Source organism: Sporomusa sp., assembly GCF_035561255.1.
Lineage (GTDB): Bacteria > Bacillota > Negativicutes > Sporomusales > Sporomusaceae > Sporomusa.
Map to the genome: position 1 here is coordinate 1 of NZ_DATMXX010000231.1, position 15,655 is coordinate 15,655.

20 protein-coding genes and 1 pseudogene are annotated in these 15,655 nt (G+C 52.8%); 1 reads left to right on the top strand and 20 read right to left on the bottom strand.

Going from position 1 to position 15,655, the window contains the following annotated elements:
- From VN379_RS12725 to VN379_RS12780, 12 genes and pseudogenes are all read right to left on the bottom strand, one after another.
- A pseudogene (locus VN379_RS12725) lies at positions 1-1,249 on the bottom strand (hypothetical protein); the annotation flags it as partial.
- The gene (locus VN379_RS12730; RefSeq protein ID WP_325534368.1) at positions 1,249-2,085 is read right to left on the bottom strand and encodes a hypothetical protein; all 837 of its coding nucleotides are present in this window, start codon (positions 2,083-2,085) and stop codon (positions 1,249-1,251) included. The gene VN379_RS12730 and the pseudogene VN379_RS12725, both read right to left, overlap by 1 nt.
- A gap of 25 nt (positions 2,086-2,110) precedes the next feature.
- The gene (locus tag VN379_RS12735) at positions 2,111-2,824 is read right to left on the bottom strand and encodes a hypothetical protein (RefSeq protein WP_325534370.1); all 714 of its coding nucleotides are present in this window, start codon (positions 2,822-2,824) and stop codon (positions 2,111-2,113) included.
- Entirely contained in the window at positions 2,797-3,468 is a 672-nt protein-coding gene (locus VN379_RS12740) for a phage tail protein I (protein ID WP_325534372.1), read from the bottom strand. The genes VN379_RS12735 and VN379_RS12740 overlap by 28 nt, the downstream gene beginning before the upstream one ends.
- Positions 3,458-4,573: a baseplate J/gp47 family protein gene (locus VN379_RS12745; protein WP_325534374.1), complete on the bottom strand. Its 1,116-nt coding sequence runs from the start codon at positions 4,571-4,573 to the stop codon at positions 3,458-3,460. The genes VN379_RS12740 and VN379_RS12745 overlap by 11 nt, the downstream gene beginning before the upstream one ends.
- A 4-nt stretch (positions 4,574-4,577) precedes the next feature.
- Positions 4,578-5,384, bottom strand: a complete 807-nt coding sequence (locus tag VN379_RS12750; protein WP_325534376.1) for a phage tail protein — start codon at positions 5,382-5,384, stop codon at positions 4,578-4,580.
- A gap of 5 nt (positions 5,385-5,389) precedes the next feature.
- Complete coding sequence (locus tag VN379_RS12755) at positions 5,390-5,704, bottom strand: GPW/gp25 family protein (RefSeq protein WP_325534378.1); 315 nt, start codon at positions 5,702-5,704, stop codon at positions 5,390-5,392.
- A 12-nt stretch (positions 5,705-5,716) separates the two neighbouring features.
- Positions 5,717-6,202, bottom strand: a complete 486-nt coding sequence (locus tag VN379_RS12760; protein ID WP_325534380.1) for a phage baseplate assembly protein V — start codon at positions 6,200-6,202, stop codon at positions 5,717-5,719.
- Position 6,203: 1 nt separating this feature from the next.
- Complete coding sequence (locus VN379_RS12765) at positions 6,204-7,217, bottom strand: contractile injection system protein, VgrG/Pvc8 family (RefSeq protein WP_325534382.1); 1,014 nt, start codon at positions 7,215-7,217, stop codon at positions 6,204-6,206.
- A gap of 4 nt (positions 7,218-7,221) precedes the next feature.
- Positions 7,222-7,422, bottom strand: a complete 201-nt coding sequence (locus tag VN379_RS12770; protein ID WP_325534384.1) for a tail protein X — start codon at positions 7,420-7,422, stop codon at positions 7,222-7,224.
- On the bottom strand, positions 7,415-9,826 hold the full coding sequence (locus tag VN379_RS12775) for a phage tail tape measure protein (RefSeq protein ID WP_325534386.1): 2,412 nt from the start codon (positions 9,824-9,826) through the stop codon (positions 7,415-7,417). Before VN379_RS12775 ends, VN379_RS12770 begins: the two co-directional genes overlap by 8 nt.
- Before the next feature lie 160 nt (positions 9,827-9,986).
- Positions 9,987-10,289 carry a phage tail assembly protein gene (locus tag VN379_RS12780; RefSeq protein WP_325534388.1) on the bottom strand — a complete coding sequence of 101 codons (303 nt, stop codon included), beginning with the start codon at positions 10,287-10,289 and terminating at the stop codon, positions 9,987-9,989.
- A 60-nt stretch (positions 10,290-10,349) separates the two neighbouring features.
- Between VN379_RS12780 and VN379_RS12785 the strand changes: the two genes are divergently transcribed.
- A complete protein-coding gene (locus VN379_RS12785) occupies positions 10,350-10,565 on the top strand; it encodes a hypothetical protein (protein ID WP_325534390.1) in 216 nt (71 codons plus the stop codon).
- Between the two features lie 46 nt (positions 10,566-10,611).
- On the opposite strand, the gene VN379_RS12790 is transcribed toward VN379_RS12785, so the two are convergent.
- From VN379_RS12790 to VN379_RS12825, 8 genes are read right to left on the bottom strand one after another with little or no spacing between them, the layout of a single operon-like run.
- Entirely contained in the window at positions 10,612-11,130 is a 519-nt protein-coding gene (locus tag VN379_RS12790) for a phage major tail tube protein (RefSeq protein ID WP_325534392.1), read from the bottom strand.
- A 20-nt stretch (positions 11,131-11,150) separates the two neighbouring features.
- The gene (locus VN379_RS12795) at positions 11,151-12,614 is read right to left on the bottom strand and encodes a phage tail sheath family protein (protein ID WP_325534394.1); all 1,464 of its coding nucleotides are present in this window, start codon (positions 12,612-12,614) and stop codon (positions 11,151-11,153) included.
- Positions 12,604-12,897: a hypothetical protein gene (locus tag VN379_RS12800; RefSeq protein WP_325534396.1), complete on the bottom strand. Its 294-nt coding sequence runs from the start codon at positions 12,895-12,897 to the stop codon at positions 12,604-12,606. Before VN379_RS12800 ends, VN379_RS12795 begins: the two co-directional genes overlap by 11 nt.
- Complete coding sequence (locus tag VN379_RS12805; RefSeq protein ID WP_325534398.1) at positions 12,878-13,378, bottom strand: hypothetical protein; 501 nt, start codon at positions 13,376-13,378, stop codon at positions 12,878-12,880. The genes VN379_RS12800 and VN379_RS12805 overlap by 20 nt, the downstream gene beginning before the upstream one ends.
- Complete coding sequence (locus VN379_RS12810) at positions 13,375-13,968, bottom strand: phage tail protein (protein ID WP_325534400.1); 594 nt, start codon at positions 13,966-13,968, stop codon at positions 13,375-13,377. The genes VN379_RS12805 and VN379_RS12810 overlap by 4 nt, the downstream gene beginning before the upstream one ends.
- Positions 13,965-14,288, bottom strand: a complete 324-nt coding sequence (locus VN379_RS12815) for a hypothetical protein (protein WP_325534402.1) — start codon at positions 14,286-14,288, stop codon at positions 13,965-13,967. The genes VN379_RS12810 and VN379_RS12815 overlap by 4 nt, the downstream gene beginning before the upstream one ends.
- Positions 14,289-14,299: 11 nt before the next feature.
- Positions 14,300-14,566 carry a hypothetical protein gene (locus tag VN379_RS12820; RefSeq protein WP_325534405.1) on the bottom strand — a complete coding sequence of 89 codons (267 nt, stop codon included), beginning with the start codon at positions 14,564-14,566 and terminating at the stop codon, positions 14,300-14,302.
- A gap of 25 nt (positions 14,567-14,591) precedes the next feature.
- Positions 14,592-15,641 carry a major capsid protein gene (locus VN379_RS12825; RefSeq protein WP_325534407.1) on the bottom strand — a complete coding sequence of 350 codons (1,050 nt, stop codon included), beginning with the start codon at positions 15,639-15,641 and terminating at the stop codon, positions 14,592-14,594.
- Positions 15,642-15,655: the final 14 nt, after the last annotated feature.

The following is a 15,655-nucleotide window of genomic DNA, read 5'->3' on the forward strand; positions in this document are numbered from 1 at the left end:
TACGAACGGCACCAACCCTGGCAAAATAAGTATAGCCACTTGGCAATGTAGGTGTAGTGCTATTAGTTGACATTAAACAAGCCACTGTTGCCGTTGTTGGATTATAAATGACGTACAGATAGTACCATGTTGACACCGCTAGTGATCCTGTGTCTCGTCCATTTGCTCCTGTTATTGCTGTATTTAGAGCAAGACTAACACCTGACGCAATATATTGATTTTTGACCGCATTAAGTAAACTAATGGTACCCGCTGTAATAGTCGCTGCACTGTTACCAGTTACTAATATTTTTAGATTGGAGAATCCCGAAATTCCTGAACTAGATGCGCTCACTGCCGCCTGTACAAATGCCGTTGACGCTATCTGAGTAGTATTTGTCCCCACTACTGCAGTAGGTGCTGTCGGCGTACCGGTCAGTGCAGGAGATGCAATCGGGGCAGCCCCCAATGTCGCAAGAGCTGCAGCAGCACTCGCATCATCTAACAAGGTACGTGCAAACGCGCTTAAGGTCGTGGTTGCGAATGTATCGCTACCCGTAGCATACACCATCTGATTCGCTGCTGTAGTCAGTGCCGCCAACGCGGTAAGCGTGGCATCAAGAGGCTGTTTCCCAGCAATTAAATTTGTTATCGTGGTCGCAAAATTCGGGTCATCATTAAGTGCTGCCGCCAGCTCATTTAGCGTGTCGAGGGTCCCCGGTGCTGAAGCTACCAAAGAAGCCACTTTTGCATCGGTATACTGCTTTGTCGCTGCCTGCAAGGGAGCCGTGGGATCAGCGGCCAGGGTCAGTGCACCTGTCATTGCGCCGCCAGCCTTAGGTAATGCGTTTTCTAAGGTAATCGCCGGTGCCGTCCGCCAGCTTGTTTTGCCGGTAATGGTTTTTAGCATATATCCCAGATTTGACAGCAGTGTTGTCAAGGCTGCCGTATCCGCAGCAGGGGCAGCGGTATCGGTAATAGTACGGTTGCCCAGGGCCGCATCGGTACCAGCCCCCGCAGCCATAGACGTTGCCAACGATATATTGGCGCTGCCATCAAAGCTACTGCTGCCGGTTACCGCTCCCGTTACGGCAATGGTTCGGGCTGTCGCTAACTTAATAGCAGCTACGGCCGTCCCTGTTTTATCCAGCTTGGCATCCAGTGCAGCCTGAAGACCATCCACATTACCTGGCAGCGTTACCGGGTAGAGTGTATCCCACCCGGTATTCGCTGCATTTCTCTTTTTCATTTCAATATTGTAATTAGCCATTAGATCACCTCAAAATAAAGTTCCCCCACGGCTGTCCCTGTTGGCTCCGTGGTAGAAACCGTAATCGCTTTTTGCTGAGTGTTCCATGTTGCTTTCTCCGCATCAGTGACAAACCGATTACTGGCATCCTGAGTAATCGCGGCAGCCGCATGGCCATGGCTGCTGATCGTACCGGTCAGTTTGGCCTCAATCTCGGCTTTGGTGATGTCGGAGTTTTTCTGAGCGGTAGCCGGCGCATGCGCTGTCCCGGCATGGGTTTTGGCGGCTGCCACATCGGCATTGGCACTCACCCGGGCCTCTGTATAATACTTATTGGTCCCTTCGGACACGTCCGTAGTCGTCAACGTAACAGCCCCGGTCTTGCCATTGACACTGGAAACCCCGGCCGGCGGCGTCAGCAGTTCCTGCCAGTTGGCCAGCGTACCGGCCCCTGTGGTTTTAAGGATAAAAGATTTACTCAGATCCGTCCGGACGCACACGTCACCGACCTCAGCCGCTAAGGCCAGCATGGCCGCTTCCGAAGAAGCGACGAAGGTATCCGTAATTGCAAGTGCCGGCAGCTGATCGTTCGGGATCTTACCATCAGCACCTAAACCGGCGTACCCGTTGGCTACGCCTTTCTTGGCAGTGTTTTCAGCGGTATAACCTAATGCGGCCTGCTTGGCATTCCAGGCTGTACGCTCGGCTGCCGTAATGTGCTTAGTCGTATCCAAGACATGCTCATCCACGGTACCGGTAGATGTTTCGACCATTGCGCCTTTGGTTTTAGGATATAGGTTGTCCCAGCCGTCATTAGCAGTATTGCGCTGCTTAATCTGAATATTTTTATCTGCCATCTTATATCAATCTCCTTTTATATTGTTACTCTTGTTCATCAAACCAGTAGTTTGAGGGATCTGGCGGCGTTGAGGACGTGGTGGCATTGGCGATAACCACCCCGCTGCCGGTACTGCTGTCTGGTGCACCGCCAACATTACGCAGCCATAGGGTAGACTGATTAAACGCCGTTGGGGCCTCCAAACCGAAAAATACCGGGTCCGGCGGCTTGTCTACAAGATTGTTGTAACTGATCTTTGGCCCATTGCTGCCGGTGCCGTCATGAGTATGCTGCTGCAGCATGCCGACGGTGACCAGGCCGCTGGTGCTTAATACCGCCGACACCTGGGCCGCATTACTGACTGCAATATGATAATTAAATTCCTGAGACACGGCCACTGAGCCGCCTTCGGCCGGTAAGTAATCAGGGGCCGAATCGGCGGTCACCGAATATAAAATTTCGCCAACGTCCGGGTCCTGGGCAAAAATCCCCAGTTCCCGGACATGAAACCCGATCGCCAGGCCGCCGTTAGTAATTACGCCGGTAATGGTAGTGATGTTGTCCTTGGCGGCAATGCCGCTGATCGAAATGTTCTTCTCTGGACTCACCAGGTCTGTCAGATCCTGCAGGTTTTGCCCGGCTGGCAACACCCCGGAGCCAATTTTCATTTTAGTCAGCGTCAGGGCGTGCCCGGCATCGACTTTGGCCTGCAGCGCCTGGCCCCTGACCGTCAGGATACCGCCTGACCAGTTTGGCATGGGATCACCTCGCTTTTATGTACATGGATCAACCCGCCGCAATAAAGGCTGCTGCTAATATCCGGCATCCGGAAGGCTGACGGAAAAATATCCACTTTGGTATGGGTGCTTTGCAGCACCCCAAAATATATCCGGCTGTCAATCTGGCGCAACAGGGAAATGCCCTCCAGCCAGGACCGGGTGTTTTTAACGGTATCAATGGCCTTCTTTAACAGGACATACGCCTCTGTATCCACCAGCTCTCCGCCAATTTTTACTACCCGGAAATAATACGGGTCACCGCCATACTCCGGCCATTCCTCTACAATCGCGTTATCCAGAATCGCCTGCACCATTTCCTCCACCACCGACGGCGTCCCCTTGCGCCGGTGCCAGGCAATGGACTGCTTGACCAGGACCCGCTTTTTGGCCAGGTCCAGACTGGCGGGCTCATAAAAATCCACATGAAACTGCCAGGCCAGCAGATCCAGGACTGATTCCGGCAACTCATCTATCCGGGAAATTAACAGGGTCGAAGGAATAGCGGCCGTGACGGCTTTCAGCTCCTGGTCAAGGGCCGCCGCGGCTGCCTGCACCTGGGGATCACCCCTAATACTGACCGGCACCAGGTCCAGCAGGGCAACCTTACTGATATCAGCCATCATTGAGGCCTCCAAAATTGGTAGTAACAGCGCTAGCCATCGCCACCTGGTAAGGCTGCAGCTCGGCATACACAGGTGCGGTCACTTCTACCCGGCTAGCCCCAGCGGCCCGTACCCGCCAGATCAGTTCCGACGGGTTAATGTCCCGGCCTAACTTTGCCTTTTGCCAGGTTACATAGTCATTCACCGCCTGATTGACTGCCTGCTGCAGGGCCAGGCTGCTAGCGGCATTCTCCCGGCTGAGGTAATAGGTCAGCTGTACCGCATAATCTACTGTCTCCGGGGCTAACACCGTCACTTTATCGGTTAACGGCCGGACCTTTTTGTCATTGCAGGCTTCCATAACTGCTTGCAGAATCTCTTCCCTCGGCAGTTCCCCACCGATTAACAGCGGCCGTAGCTCCACCTCACCCGGGGCCGGGCTGTAAACGGCCACGTCAGCAATCAGGGCCGATGCCGTTTTCGCCCAAAACGCATAAGCCCCATCCGGGCCGGCTGTGCTGAAACTCTCCGGCGCTTGCTGGATACGGGCGCGCAAGCTTTCATCCTCCTCGGTATCGGCACCACCGGCGCTTTCAGTAACATTGGTCACCGCCTGCACCCAAGGCAGAGGATCCACAAACTGATTGACCTGGCCGGACATATAGCCATTACCTTCTCTGCCAGCCACCGTACAAGCCGCCGGTGCATCGGCCGCCAAGGCCCCGGCCGGGATATCGACCGGGCTGGTAACCATAAAAATAATGCCGTTCGGCGTTGTCGCCCGGATACCGGCCGGAATGGTCACTACTTGGGGCTGGGCCACCGACAGGGTAAACCGGAGTGTCACCGTTGCGGCGGCCGCCGGCAGCCGGGTGACGCCGACCAGAATCCCCAGATGATCCAGATAGTCGCCCTCGGCATACGCCAGCAGGTTCATTTTGGCGCTGTAGTCAATCAGAATCCGCTGCTGGATGATAATGGCCGCCACGGATTGCAAAAACAGCCGGACCGGGTCGCCCTGGGCGAGGGTCCGGTCGGCTATGGCTTCATACATCGTTATAACCGATGCTTCAATATTGGTGGCATCCGTATCCACAAAACTGATGGACGGTAAATCTGCAAGCATCCGCTCACCTCTTCAGTTGGCGCGCAATCTGCAGGACAGAGCCTGCTGTTTTAGCGCCATATATTGTTTTTGCCGCAGTAGGTTTGTCGGCAGTAGTGTTGGCCAACCGATCCAGTGTGCCGGTAATTGCCCCGTATGGGTTGGTACGAGACTGCACCGCCAACCCCGCCAGATCTAGCCCCAGGGACGAATAGGTTTCCCCTCCCTGCTGTTTCTGTGTCGCTGTCAAAATAGACTGGATTGCCGGTACAGCCAGCGCTGGATCACGGACGCCGTTCACGGCCATGGCCGTCAGGTTGGCTATTTCAGACATGGATAATCCCGTTTCTTTAGCCTGCTCTTTGATAGCCGGTGTTACTTTCTCCACCTTCTGCGCTTGCACTACAGTGGTATCTGTACTTATGCGCTGCGCTTCTGCTGCCTCCAGAGTATACTCCTGCAGACTAAGATCAATCGCGATATACAACACCAGCCCGCGATTATCTACATGCTTCCAAACCTCGGATAGAGATTCGATAATGAAGCTCCCTAGAGATTTGCTGCCGATAATTAACGGATGATATTCGCCTTTCCGTACGATCTCACGCAATTGATTGGCTTCATTGAGCGGATTCAATCCGTGGAAGGCCGAAAAAATAACCTGGAATGATATTTCATCCAGGCCGGGAGCAATGAATTCCAGTTTAGGTTTTAGACCCACAATATCATGCTGTTGAATTTTGGCCGAAGTTTTCCGGCTAAACTCATCAAATGTCCGGGTTTTATCGGTTGAAACCTCAAAGGCAACCGGCCCGAATGTACCGATTGACAACTAACTCACTCCTTTAGCCGCAGGCGGACCGTTGGTTGCAGTCTGCCGCTCAGGGCATCGCAGGTAAAGAAGACCTTGGTAACCTCCACCCGTGGTTCAAATTTCTGTAGGGCCTGTACAATCTCGGCCGCCAGTCTGGCCTGGGATACCGGCATAGGCAGATCCAGCAGTTCGGCATTGACGCCAATGGCCCGGTCAAGTGGTACCGAATACACCGGCGTCGCCAGGATGGTCTGGACGTTTTGCAAGATTTCTTCCATTGTTGTAGCTGGTGCAAAATTGACAACCATACTCGCGGTCGCTGTGATTTCGATTTCCAACTAAAATCCCTCCTAGGCCGGCTGCCCGGTTGTGCTGGCGCCGGATTGTACGCCGCCGTGAATATGGGTAGTAAGGCTTACGCCATTGGCAATGACATCACCGGTCACATTCACATTACCGGCTGCAGTAATGTTGACCGGTCCCTGGGCCTGAATGGTAAGCGTATGTGTGCCCCGGTCATATTCAATACTGGTACCATCCTCAAATGTAATATGACGTTTATTTGGATCACTGGCCGGCGGCGTGTCAACATCAGAATAAAAAGACCCAAGGCAAAAGCCCTGGGCGTTGCCGTTGGGAAGAAACAGGCATACAGCTTGTTCACCCACATCGGGCATAAAATAATCTTTATTCTTTACACTTTGCCGCACAAGCACCGGCAGATCATAGGACACATCATTCTTCCGGTCCTCAAATACTACTCGGACCGTTCCATTTGCCGGGTTGATAGACGATATCCGGCCAACCCGAACCATATTTTTCAAAACAGCATCCATGTCAATAGCCCTCCAACACCTGGCGCAAGTCGATTTTCACCGTATAGCCGGCGCCGGCATGCTCGGCTTCCTCAATAAAATACTTGCCGTCAAACTTCCCGTATCCCTCAACCAGTACCGTCCGGGCCGCCAGCAGACGAATATCACCCAAAAGGGAAAAGGACATTTTGGTTTCGCCCCGGTTTTGTTTCCGAAGTTTCTTCTTGGCCAGCTTTTCCGCCTTGGCAATACTGCTTACCCGCTGGTTAATGACCAGGGTTTTGCCGGTTGCCGGCTTGTTGGGCGCCCAGTAGGTATACGATATGCTTGTCTTGCCTTTGGGGTCGTGATACTCCACCTTGCAGGCCGAATACACGTCCCGGGTAGTCGTCGAAAAGCTATGGTCCAGTATCCATGATTGTCCTCGTTTGATGGTCAGTACCGGTTCCATGGCCTCATATTTTTCTTCGTCAAAAATGACAATCTGCTGATCGGACACCTTGAGCGACAGCCCCGCATCCTCACAGATCTTTTGCAAAAACGCCAGGTCGGACTGTTCGGTTTGCTCCACCCGGTCTTCTTCCGGGTCGTCATCGGTATCGTAAAACAGCGTTAAGCCGGCATTGGTGGCAATATCCCGGGCAATGGTTGATAATTTTACTTTTTCCCAGGATCGTGTTTTTTCCTCGCCACGCAACGAAGCCGATTCCGGGACCGACAGCGCCTTGATAGTCACGGTGGATGGCGAGCTTTTGCCGTCTATGGCATCAATCTCAAACGTGCCGAGCGGCAATTCCTCTATTTTCCCCTGCTCGGTCCAGTGTTCCGTGACCAGCGTGGCCTTGAGCGTGGCCCCCTTGTCCGGCAGCCAGTCACCCAGCCATAGGCCCTCACGGTCCTCCAGACTAATTTGCAGGTCATCCGCCTTACCGCTGGCATGGTCGGAGTAAGAAAAACTTAGCAAATACGGGGCCAGGTCAGTTGAAATGTCTTTGTTATCATAAAGCAACTTTAATCTTGCTCTCCGGGCTTGCATCCTCTCACCTCTTCCATGGCGGCAGCGCTGTAGAAGTTGCCGCTGCTACATCTGGAACCTGAATCATCACATCGGCCGAAAAAATTACCGTTTCCCGGTGCTGCGGATTGGCCTGGATTAACACCGACATCTGCCGTTCATTCCCATACATCTTATAGGCGATACCATCCCAGGTGTCCCCCAGGGACGTTACATATTCACGCATAACTTAACCTCCGCTGTTGTTCTGCCCAGGTATCCATGCGGCTTTCAAAATCACCAGCTTCTTCCTGGATGACGCGTCGGACCTTGCTTTCCACCTCTGGATCACCGCCGCTCAAGGTTACCTGCGGGGAAAATACAAAGGTGTGACCGCCAGTGCTAGGCGGAGTATCCACAAAATCCTGAAACATGCTGGATTGATCGCCAAAGCCCAACATCTGGCCGGCAGTTGCCCATAGCGACAGGGCTCGGGAGCTGCCGTCAAGGGGGATAACCGCCTCCGGTCCTTTTTCCGCGAATAGCCCGACATGGGGCGTGGTGGCAATTGTGCCATTGGCATAAGCGGGGATTTGCATAGACACATCCGCGCCGGCGGCAATAGCTCTGCCACCGGTAAACAGATTTTTCACCCAGGCTGCTTTTTCCCCCAGCCAGGTAAAGGCCTGACCAAACCGGTTGTAGATTCCATCCACAAAAGCCTGCAGGGCTGCGGCCGGATCATCCCACAGCTGGGTCCACCACCCTTTGACAGTGTCCCAGTTTTGGATCAGATAATATCCGGCTGCCACTAATCCGCCGATACCAACAATCAAGATCCCGATTGGATTAGCCGTCATGGCTGCATTCCAGGCCCACTGGGCACCGGTCCACAGCCAGGTCGCCGCCGTCACAATGCCGGTCCATGTCGCCCGCAGTATCAGCTGGCCGATTCCCATCGCCGCTTTACCGACGGTCGTTGCCGTATTCCAGCCCCATTGGGCCCCGGCCGCTAACCGGGTGGCTACGGCCGAGGCGCCCATGAGACCGAGAAACGCCGTCATACGGCCAATATATAGCAGTCCGGCCCCGGCGCCCCGGGCAATGTTCCATGCCCATTGCGCCTTGGTCCAGAGCCATTGGGCCGCTCCGATTTTGGTCATTAAGCCGTACATGTTCACAAACGGGGTGATGACCGCCCAGCCGGCCCAGGTCAGGGCAGACAGGGCGACTGTCCCGCCTAATACAGCGGCGGTCAGCTTAACTGCCCCGCTGCTCAGGTTCGGATACTCCTGACTCAGCTTGACAAACCATTCGGCCCCGTTGCTGACGGCCTTGGCCAAAGCATTCACCTCCGGCAGCAGCACAGAGCCAAAGCTAATGGCTGTCCGGGCCGCCGAGGCCTTGAGCCCTTCCAGCTGCCGTTCCGTATTTTGGGACTGAATGGCAAACTCCTTGAGCATACTGCCCTTGGCTTCCTCGGAGTTGCCCATTTTGATGACCCGCAAGAATTCCTCGTAGTTGCCGGAGATCTTGGAGAGATTATCAATATGCTCGGCACCAAACAACTCGGCCAATACGTTATTTTTAGTGGCCGCATCTAAGCCGCCAATCCGCTCGAACAGGTTCATAATGGTGCCTTCCGCATCCCGCAGCGCCCCCGACTGCAGTTCTTCTGCCGACAGTCCGAGCTGGGCCAGTGCGCCCTGAAACGCTTTGGACTGGGTGGGCGCCGCCGCCACGCGGGTAAACAGCGCATTTAGCGCCGTGCCGGCCGTTTCGCCGGTCTCGCCCATCTGCAGCATGGCTGTAGACATGCCGGCCAATGTTGTCCTGGATAGTGTCGGCAGCAGCGAAGTGGCTGTACCGCTGGTTCGCTTCAGCACCTGAATAATATCCGCGCCGGCGGCGTTGGAGCGGTCATCTAAATAGTTAACCGTGTCAGCCAGTGCTTCCAACTGGGCAATGCCTTCCGTGGTCCGCAGGCTGATGCCCATGGCACTGCCGATTTTGGCAAAATCCTCGGTCACCTGCTCGGCCGGGGCTTCAAAGGCAGTGCCCATCATCATGCCCATGCGGGCAAACTTATCAATGTTCGCCATGCCCTGGACGCCGGACTTGGCCGCCATGGCAAAGGCTTTAGCCATATTGTCCGGCAGAATCATCATGTCCCGGCTTGCCTGCATCACTTGGCCTTGGGCCTGATAATACACATCCGTTAACTGGCCGGCATCGTTGCGGGCCCCGTCCACCTGTTTCGCCACACCGGACATGGCCGACTCAAAATTGATGGCTGCATACACCGGCGTGCCGACGGTAACTGCCGTTTCCACCGCGCCGACCATGCCCATCCTGGCATTGCTGCGGGACTGATCGACTTTGTTTTGTAAAGCAAAGGCCTTCGCATAGCTTTTCTGCCGCTGCTCGGCTTTAGAGAGCTGAGCAGCCAGCCGGCTATAGGCCGCCGAATATTCCGCAACCGTAACAATCCCTTTGCGCTGCTGCGCATCCAGTTCCCGCATTTGGCCCTTAAGGCCAGACACCCGGGTATTAAGGTGTGTCAGCTGATCGGAAGCGGAGGAGAAGCTGCGGTTGAATCCCGAGCCCATCTTGGCCATGATGTTGAAAGCAATTTCATACATACGGCTCATTATTATTTCCGCCTCCTTTGCTGCGCTTCCTGGATGGTACTGATCCACTCGGTCAGTTCTGTAAATGAAGCAGTAAGCCAGTAGGTTACCGGTGCCTGTGTCTCCTGCGAGAGCCGCAAAGCAAGGCTGCGGACGGCTTTAGCGGGTTTAGAGCCAAGCCCTATTCGAGCAAAAAACCCTGCACTTCGCCTGTCACCCGACTAAACTCTTTGGCCGGCAGTGCCTGGATCAGATCCACCGGCACCCCGGCCGCTTTGGCCGCCAGGATGGCCTGATATACCTTGGATGATTCTAACATGATGGCCCTCGCCCCCAATGACCGCGCTTCGGTCTCGGCGTCGATCACGTCTTTGCCGGATAGGGCGTCCAGATCAAGCCGGATTTCCTTGTATTCTTTTCCTTCAAAAGTAAAAGATTTTCTAAGCGGGATCGTAATGCCCGCGGTGCTTTCCTGGTTTTCCATTTCATTTCCTCCTTGCTATTTTACAAAATTTCTCATATACTGAAATTGAGGTGAGAATACATGGACATTCTGCACATAATCTTGCGCGTTGTGGTCCTCGCAATCTCTATACCCTTTGGCCTATTGGCCGCTTTGATTCCGGGTTATACCGCCGGCCGCATACTGGAGACCATCGGCCTGCCGGCTGAAATTGGCTATTATCTGGTAGGTGGATTGGTTTTAGTTATGTTCTGCGCCTACTTTCAAGGCCGTATTACCCCACCGAAAACCGCATAAATTGTATAATTCAGGCCGTACCTTTACCAGGTACGGCCTTTTATTATTACCCGCCAAGCGCCTGGCGCACCTCGGCCAGGTAATCCACACCGTCAATTTTACAGATGTAATTCAGTTTATCAATTTCAATATACTCTTTGCCGTCATACCAGATTTTTAAATAGGTTACTTCCAGTTCATTCGAACTGTCCATGGAAGCATTCTTCTCGAATTTCCCGGGATTGGTCGTTTTAGGCGTGCCATTTACAAGAACACGAAGCGGCACAGATCGATAGCGGCCGTTTGCTGCATCATTTATCTGAATCGCGCCCCGAAGATCCAATTGATGAATCTTGGGCGCAGCTAAGGCCAGCAGTTTCGGTGTCGGTGTTCTCCAATTCAATGACAAAGTCATGCTCTGATAGTGGCCTATCAACGGACTGTCATACTCACCGGCAATGCCGGCACCGCTCACAGTTTCCGTCATTGCTTCCAGGCTTGGCAGCTCGGCGTCAGCAAGCCCAATGAAAATATTACTGTTTTCATACACACGAAAGTCAATCAGTCTCTCCGGTATTGGGTTCACAATGATTCCTCCCTTCCTAATTAATCAAACAGGGTATTGAAATAAGACACGTCATATTCGATGACTTCCTCAATATCTTCGGCCGGGGGTGGCGGTGCCACGTAATAATGCAGGCGAAACACACCGTTTAAAAGATCGGTTGTCGGGTTTTCATCCTTCCGGAATTCCACCCGGCCGCCCAGAATCATCTCGCGGGCCGCCAATCCATTGAACCAGATGTTGGCGCTATCCACCAGGGTTTCCACCAGCCGGCGGTTGGTTGGTTCATCGACTTTCTGCCAGTGGGTTAGCACCAGAGTATTGGCAATCCAGTTAAACATCCGCCTGACCGGAATAAATACGTCTTTAACATCACTGCTTGCCGGATAAGCGCTGGTACGGTTACCCCAGAGCTTCCAGCCGCCAATAAAATTCAAGGCCGTAACGATGCCCTGGCCGTTGAGATAGTTGGCCTGGGTTAGATCCAAATACACTTTGCTGCCATTGGCCGTCACCGCCGCATTGGCCTGTAGGGATTTGTTCGACGGCGACTTATAGGGAATATCGTCGTTCGCCGCATCCGTCTGGCAGCAGATGCCGGCCAGTTGAGTAGTGAGGTGGAATTGCTTGCCGCTTAAACTTACTTTAGGCCAGCAGGCAATTAGTTTCGGGTCAATGTAGTTGTTATTTGTTTTCCAAGCCGGGGCCTGGGTGTATTGTGCGGCAGCCTCCGTGCCGGCAGTGGGGATATCGGCCAATGCCATCGCCTGGAATACGCCGTTAATACTCTTTGCTTTTGCCTTCATAACAGCTGCCACCAGCGGATCAGTAGACCAGCCGGGAGCCAGAATCTGCCCGGGAATCAGTTGGAACAGCGGATACACCCGGGAGACCAATTCCAACCCCTCCGGCTCGCCTGTCGTAATATCTATACCGCCGACAATATCATCACTGCCCACCATCTCCGGTTTCAGCTTACTATAGCTGATCACCAAAGATGCCTGATTGTCCGGAATAGCGCCGCCATCAATCGGTGTAATGACTACATTCTTATCATCGTTATAGCCAGCCACATAATCCGTTCCTTTTATCAGTGGTTGTCCCGCTTCCACCAGCTTTACCGTCAATGTATCCAGGAGCACCGGTACTCCTCCGGTAATAATGGCCGTTCCATTCTCGATTTGGACCGTTTGATTGGTCACTGCCTCTTTGTGTACCGCCGGGTCCAGCACGTTCACCAGAACGACTGGGGCCATATTGAACAGAGAAAACTGACTATACATAAATTCGCAGAGCGTGTATTTCTCCCAGTCATCGGAATATCCGAATGCCGCCACCGCTTCGGCATAGGTATAGGCCAGCACCGGGGTATTGGCACCGCCTGAGGCACTGGCCAGGTGCAGCGGCGCTGTGCCAAATACCACCGGCAGTCCGGACTCCGATTCAATCGGTGGAATTATGGAAGTAGGTACCTCGGATGGATAAACCCCATGTTTAATTGCCACGCTTTAGCCCCCCCTCCTGAATGAATTTTTGAATTTCCTTGTACCGTAGGTTTTCGAGCGATCCGGCTGACTGAATGGCGTCAGTAACGACCTGCAGTTTGGCTGGCGCTATAAACAGCGCCTTTATCGCAGGGCATTTTTCAATAGCGACACTCAGATGCTCCGGAATGCCGTTTTTATATATCGTGTGCTGCTGCAGCAAGCCACCCGGTAAGGATGGGCCGCAATAAATATAGCGCTCCGACTTAAGGGGCGCTTGTTTGTTAGGGACAGATTTCGCCATACATAGATTCCTCCCATTCGGTTAAAATCGGCCGTCCGATGGCCCAGGTGGTTGTCATCCAGGCAATCCAGTACGGCCACGGTTGTTCTTCGGGCATTTCCCATTTTATCGGCAGTTGCAAATCGAACTGCTGGGCCAGCGGCCGGTGGGTCAGGATTGCCTGCCGGATTCGTTCCAGCACCTCCAGCGGATCGCGCCAGCCCTGACCGTGTTTAGAATAGGTTGTGGCTATCAGCCGAACGGTAGCCGTGCCGGCCTGCTGGTTGTCCTCACCGTTGAGAAAGCGGACTAGAACAAACGGCACGGCTTTTTCAAATTCATCATCCGGCGGCTTGCCTGGCCGTGGTTCATCATCATCCAAAAAACCGGGCACAACGGATGGCGGCCGCGGTTCTCCTGCCTTTTTCTCCAGAACCAGCTCGGCCGTAGCATCGGTGATCAGCTTACACAATTCATCGACCAGAATTAATGGTGTACTCATTTGCCATACCTCGCTAATAGACGATTCATCTCATGATCAAGCCGAGTATCCATAGTTATCATTGCTCGCTGCGTAATATCCCTTTGAACTCGATCATTACCCAACATCTGTGGTAGAGATGGGCCGTATAGGATGCGAACCTCTTCTTTTCCATTCGCGTCACGATCCCCAGTTCTTTGTAAAACATGCATATTCCCGGTTTTTCGGCCAAATTCAACAAAGGCTTTAGAAATGCCTTTCAATCCTTCTCCTTTGCGAGTTGCGGCTTTAAGAATATTAGGTCTATCCCAATATGATACTGGCATACTTGGGCTTACTTTAAAAATACTAAGCGGTCGCGCTGTTCCACTTGCTTTTAAATATGCTATTAATCGTCTGGGGCTTGATCGCTTAATAAAGCAGCTTGCCAATATATCTCTTGAGCGAACATGGTATTCTTCAGGAGCTTTTCGAGTAGCTTCCGTTTGCGCTCCCTCAACTGACCGGTTAATCGCATTTGATAGCGCCTTTGGTACAGCTCCCGGGATATGTCCCAGCATTAACTTTGCCAGTTCTATCTGCTCATCATTAACAACAACTATACCTCTCATACCTGGTTGGCCCCTAGTTCAATTTCCAGCATGCCGGCCGTTGCCGTGCAGTCAATGACCAGATACCATTCACTGTCTACCGTCATTTTCTGATCTCGCTCCGGCCGGTAGCCTAAATCAGTTTCCTTGACAAACAGGGTGAGCTGCCGCATGTGGATTCCGTCATAGTTGCCACTTTGCCGGCCGCTGCGCTGTTTGGAGATGTCTTCGTCAATCACGCACAGCACCTGTGCGCCGTTAATGTCGTGCAGTTCGGCAAATTCATCGGCATCAAGGAAAACATCGTCGATATCATCCATCATTAATTGTTTTAGAGACATGTTGACCTCTCCTATTTTACGGTTTTGGTTGGATCAACAGCCGGCAGGCCGCCTAAATCCACCGCTTTAGCCCCATTCGCTGGATCTGCCGCTGATTTTGTTTTTTTGTCCTTCGGCCCGGATACAGCCTCTTCTTTTCCAGGCAAAGCAGCAATTGTCCCATTACTGCCGGCAATCAAATTTTCAGCTACTGCCTGCTCAACATCATAAATAACGCTACCAGGACCGTAATCTTTGCCCTGGTAGCGAACGGTAAACTGTTTAATATGCAAGTCCAAAATGCTTATCCCCCTTAAAGTAAAATTAATAAGCCTTTAAGGTGTACCAGTCATCGATAAATTCCGGTTTAGGTACACATTTACTAGCCACACGAATCATCTGCACGTCTTTACCCGTTTCATTCCAGACCTTAGGAACATTGGCCCCCTGGTAAGTACGGCGAACGCCATCTTGTTCCAGTTGGTTGACGGCACCAAACAGCTGACTGCCCCGGCCGGAAACGCCCATGATGAAATAGCCATCAGGAATATATTGCGGTGTATTGCCGGCAGCATCCTCATATATCCCGTCATAAGCAAAGATTTCCAGGTTCAGGCTTTGGATAAAACCCATGCGCCTTACACCAGGGCTAATGATACGCGGCTGGAAGCTCATGAGTGACATGTTTTGAGCATTCGGGATCATTAAGTATTGTAAAATACTCGCATTTTGAATGATCTTTTGACATGTCTTGTAGCTCCCAATCGCTACCTCGGGCACCCGGCCGCTATTTCGTGACACCGTTTGCGACATATCTTCCATTACACCATAAATATCGGCGTTGGGATTTGTCCACATGTCGGGGCCAGTTAGTGTTAGCTTTTGGGTCCAGTCAGGATAAGTGACCGTATCAATGATCACCGTCTCGCCGTCATCGGCATAGCCGGCAACCTCAAACTGGCCATGCAGCATCAACTGGCTGCACATCCATTCAACACGCCGGATATTCATGTCAATTAAGTCAGCCATATCCTGAGCCCGCAGTTCCTGGGCCCGTTGCTCCGGCGTGATGGCTGAAAACACATTTTCACCAAATGCTCGGTTTTCCACATCCTCATTGGTCGTCGGCCGCTGCGGAGCCATCATCGGTGGTTCATATTCCTTGGTGCTGAAACCGGAACGGCCCACATTGACGCCACCACTGCCCTTGGATACAAAAGGTGCCATCTTGCGGTTGCCTTTTTTGTAGTCCATTAATACCGTCTTGGTTACAAAGGTCTTAACGTCCGGAAAGAAGGTGTCACGGAATAAAGTTTGCGGCGGAAAAGCCTGAGCCAATGCTTGCAGTAGCGCATATGTATTATTGATATCCATTAGTATAAGCCTCC

Bases quoted from the DNA above. Each gene is read 5' to 3' on its own strand.
- VN379_RS12780 (WP_325534388.1), bottom strand. From the start codon at position 10,289: ATGGAAAACCAGGAAAGCACCGCGGGCATTACGATCCCGCTTAGAAAA.
- VN379_RS12760 (WP_325534380.1), bottom strand. From the start codon at position 6,202: ATGGATGCTGTTTTGAAAAATATGGTTCGGGTTGGCCGGATATCGTCT.
- VN379_RS12775 (WP_325534386.1), bottom strand. From the start codon at position 9,826: ATGAGCCGTATGTATGAAATTGCTTTCAACATCATGGCCAAGATGGGC.
- VN379_RS12765 (WP_325534382.1), bottom strand. From the start codon at position 7,217: ATGCAAGCCCGGAGAGCAAGATTAAAGTTGCTTTATGATAACAAAGAC.
- VN379_RS12745 (WP_325534374.1), bottom strand. From the start codon at position 4,573: ATGCTTGCAGATTTACCGTCCATCAGTTTTGTGGATACGGATGCCACC.
- VN379_RS12770 (WP_325534384.1), bottom strand. From the start codon at position 7,422: ATGCGTGAATATGTAACGTCCCTGGGGGACACCTGGGATGGTATCGCC.
- VN379_RS12740 (WP_325534372.1), bottom strand. From the start codon at position 3,468: ATGATGGCTGATATCAGTAAGGTTGCCCTGCTGGACCTGGTGCCGGTC.
- VN379_RS12805 (WP_325534398.1), bottom strand. From the start codon at position 13,378: ATGAGTACACCATTAATTCTGGTCGATGAATTGTGTAAGCTGATCACC.
- VN379_RS12785 (WP_325534390.1), top strand. From the start codon at position 10,350: ATGGACATTCTGCACATAATCTTGCGCGTTGTGGTCCTCGCAATCTCT.
- VN379_RS12815 (WP_325534402.1), bottom strand. From the start codon at position 14,288: ATGTCTCTAAAACAATTAATGATGGATGATATCGACGATGTTTTCCTT.
- VN379_RS12825 (WP_325534407.1), bottom strand. From the start codon at position 15,641: ATGGATATCAATAATACATATGCGCTACTGCAAGCATTGGCTCAGGCT.
- VN379_RS12800 (WP_325534396.1), bottom strand. From the start codon at position 12,897: ATGGCGAAATCTGTCCCTAACAAACAAGCGCCCCTTAAGTCGGAGCGC.
- VN379_RS12730 (WP_325534368.1), bottom strand. From the start codon at position 2,085: ATGGCAGATAAAAATATTCAGATTAAGCAGCGCAATACTGCTAATGAC.
- VN379_RS12735 (WP_325534370.1), bottom strand. From the start codon at position 2,824: ATGCCAAACTGGTCAGGCGGTATCCTGACGGTCAGGGGCCAGGCGCTG.
- VN379_RS12810 (WP_325534400.1), bottom strand. From the start codon at position 13,968: ATGAGAGGTATAGTTGTTGTTAATGATGAGCAGATAGAACTGGCAAAG.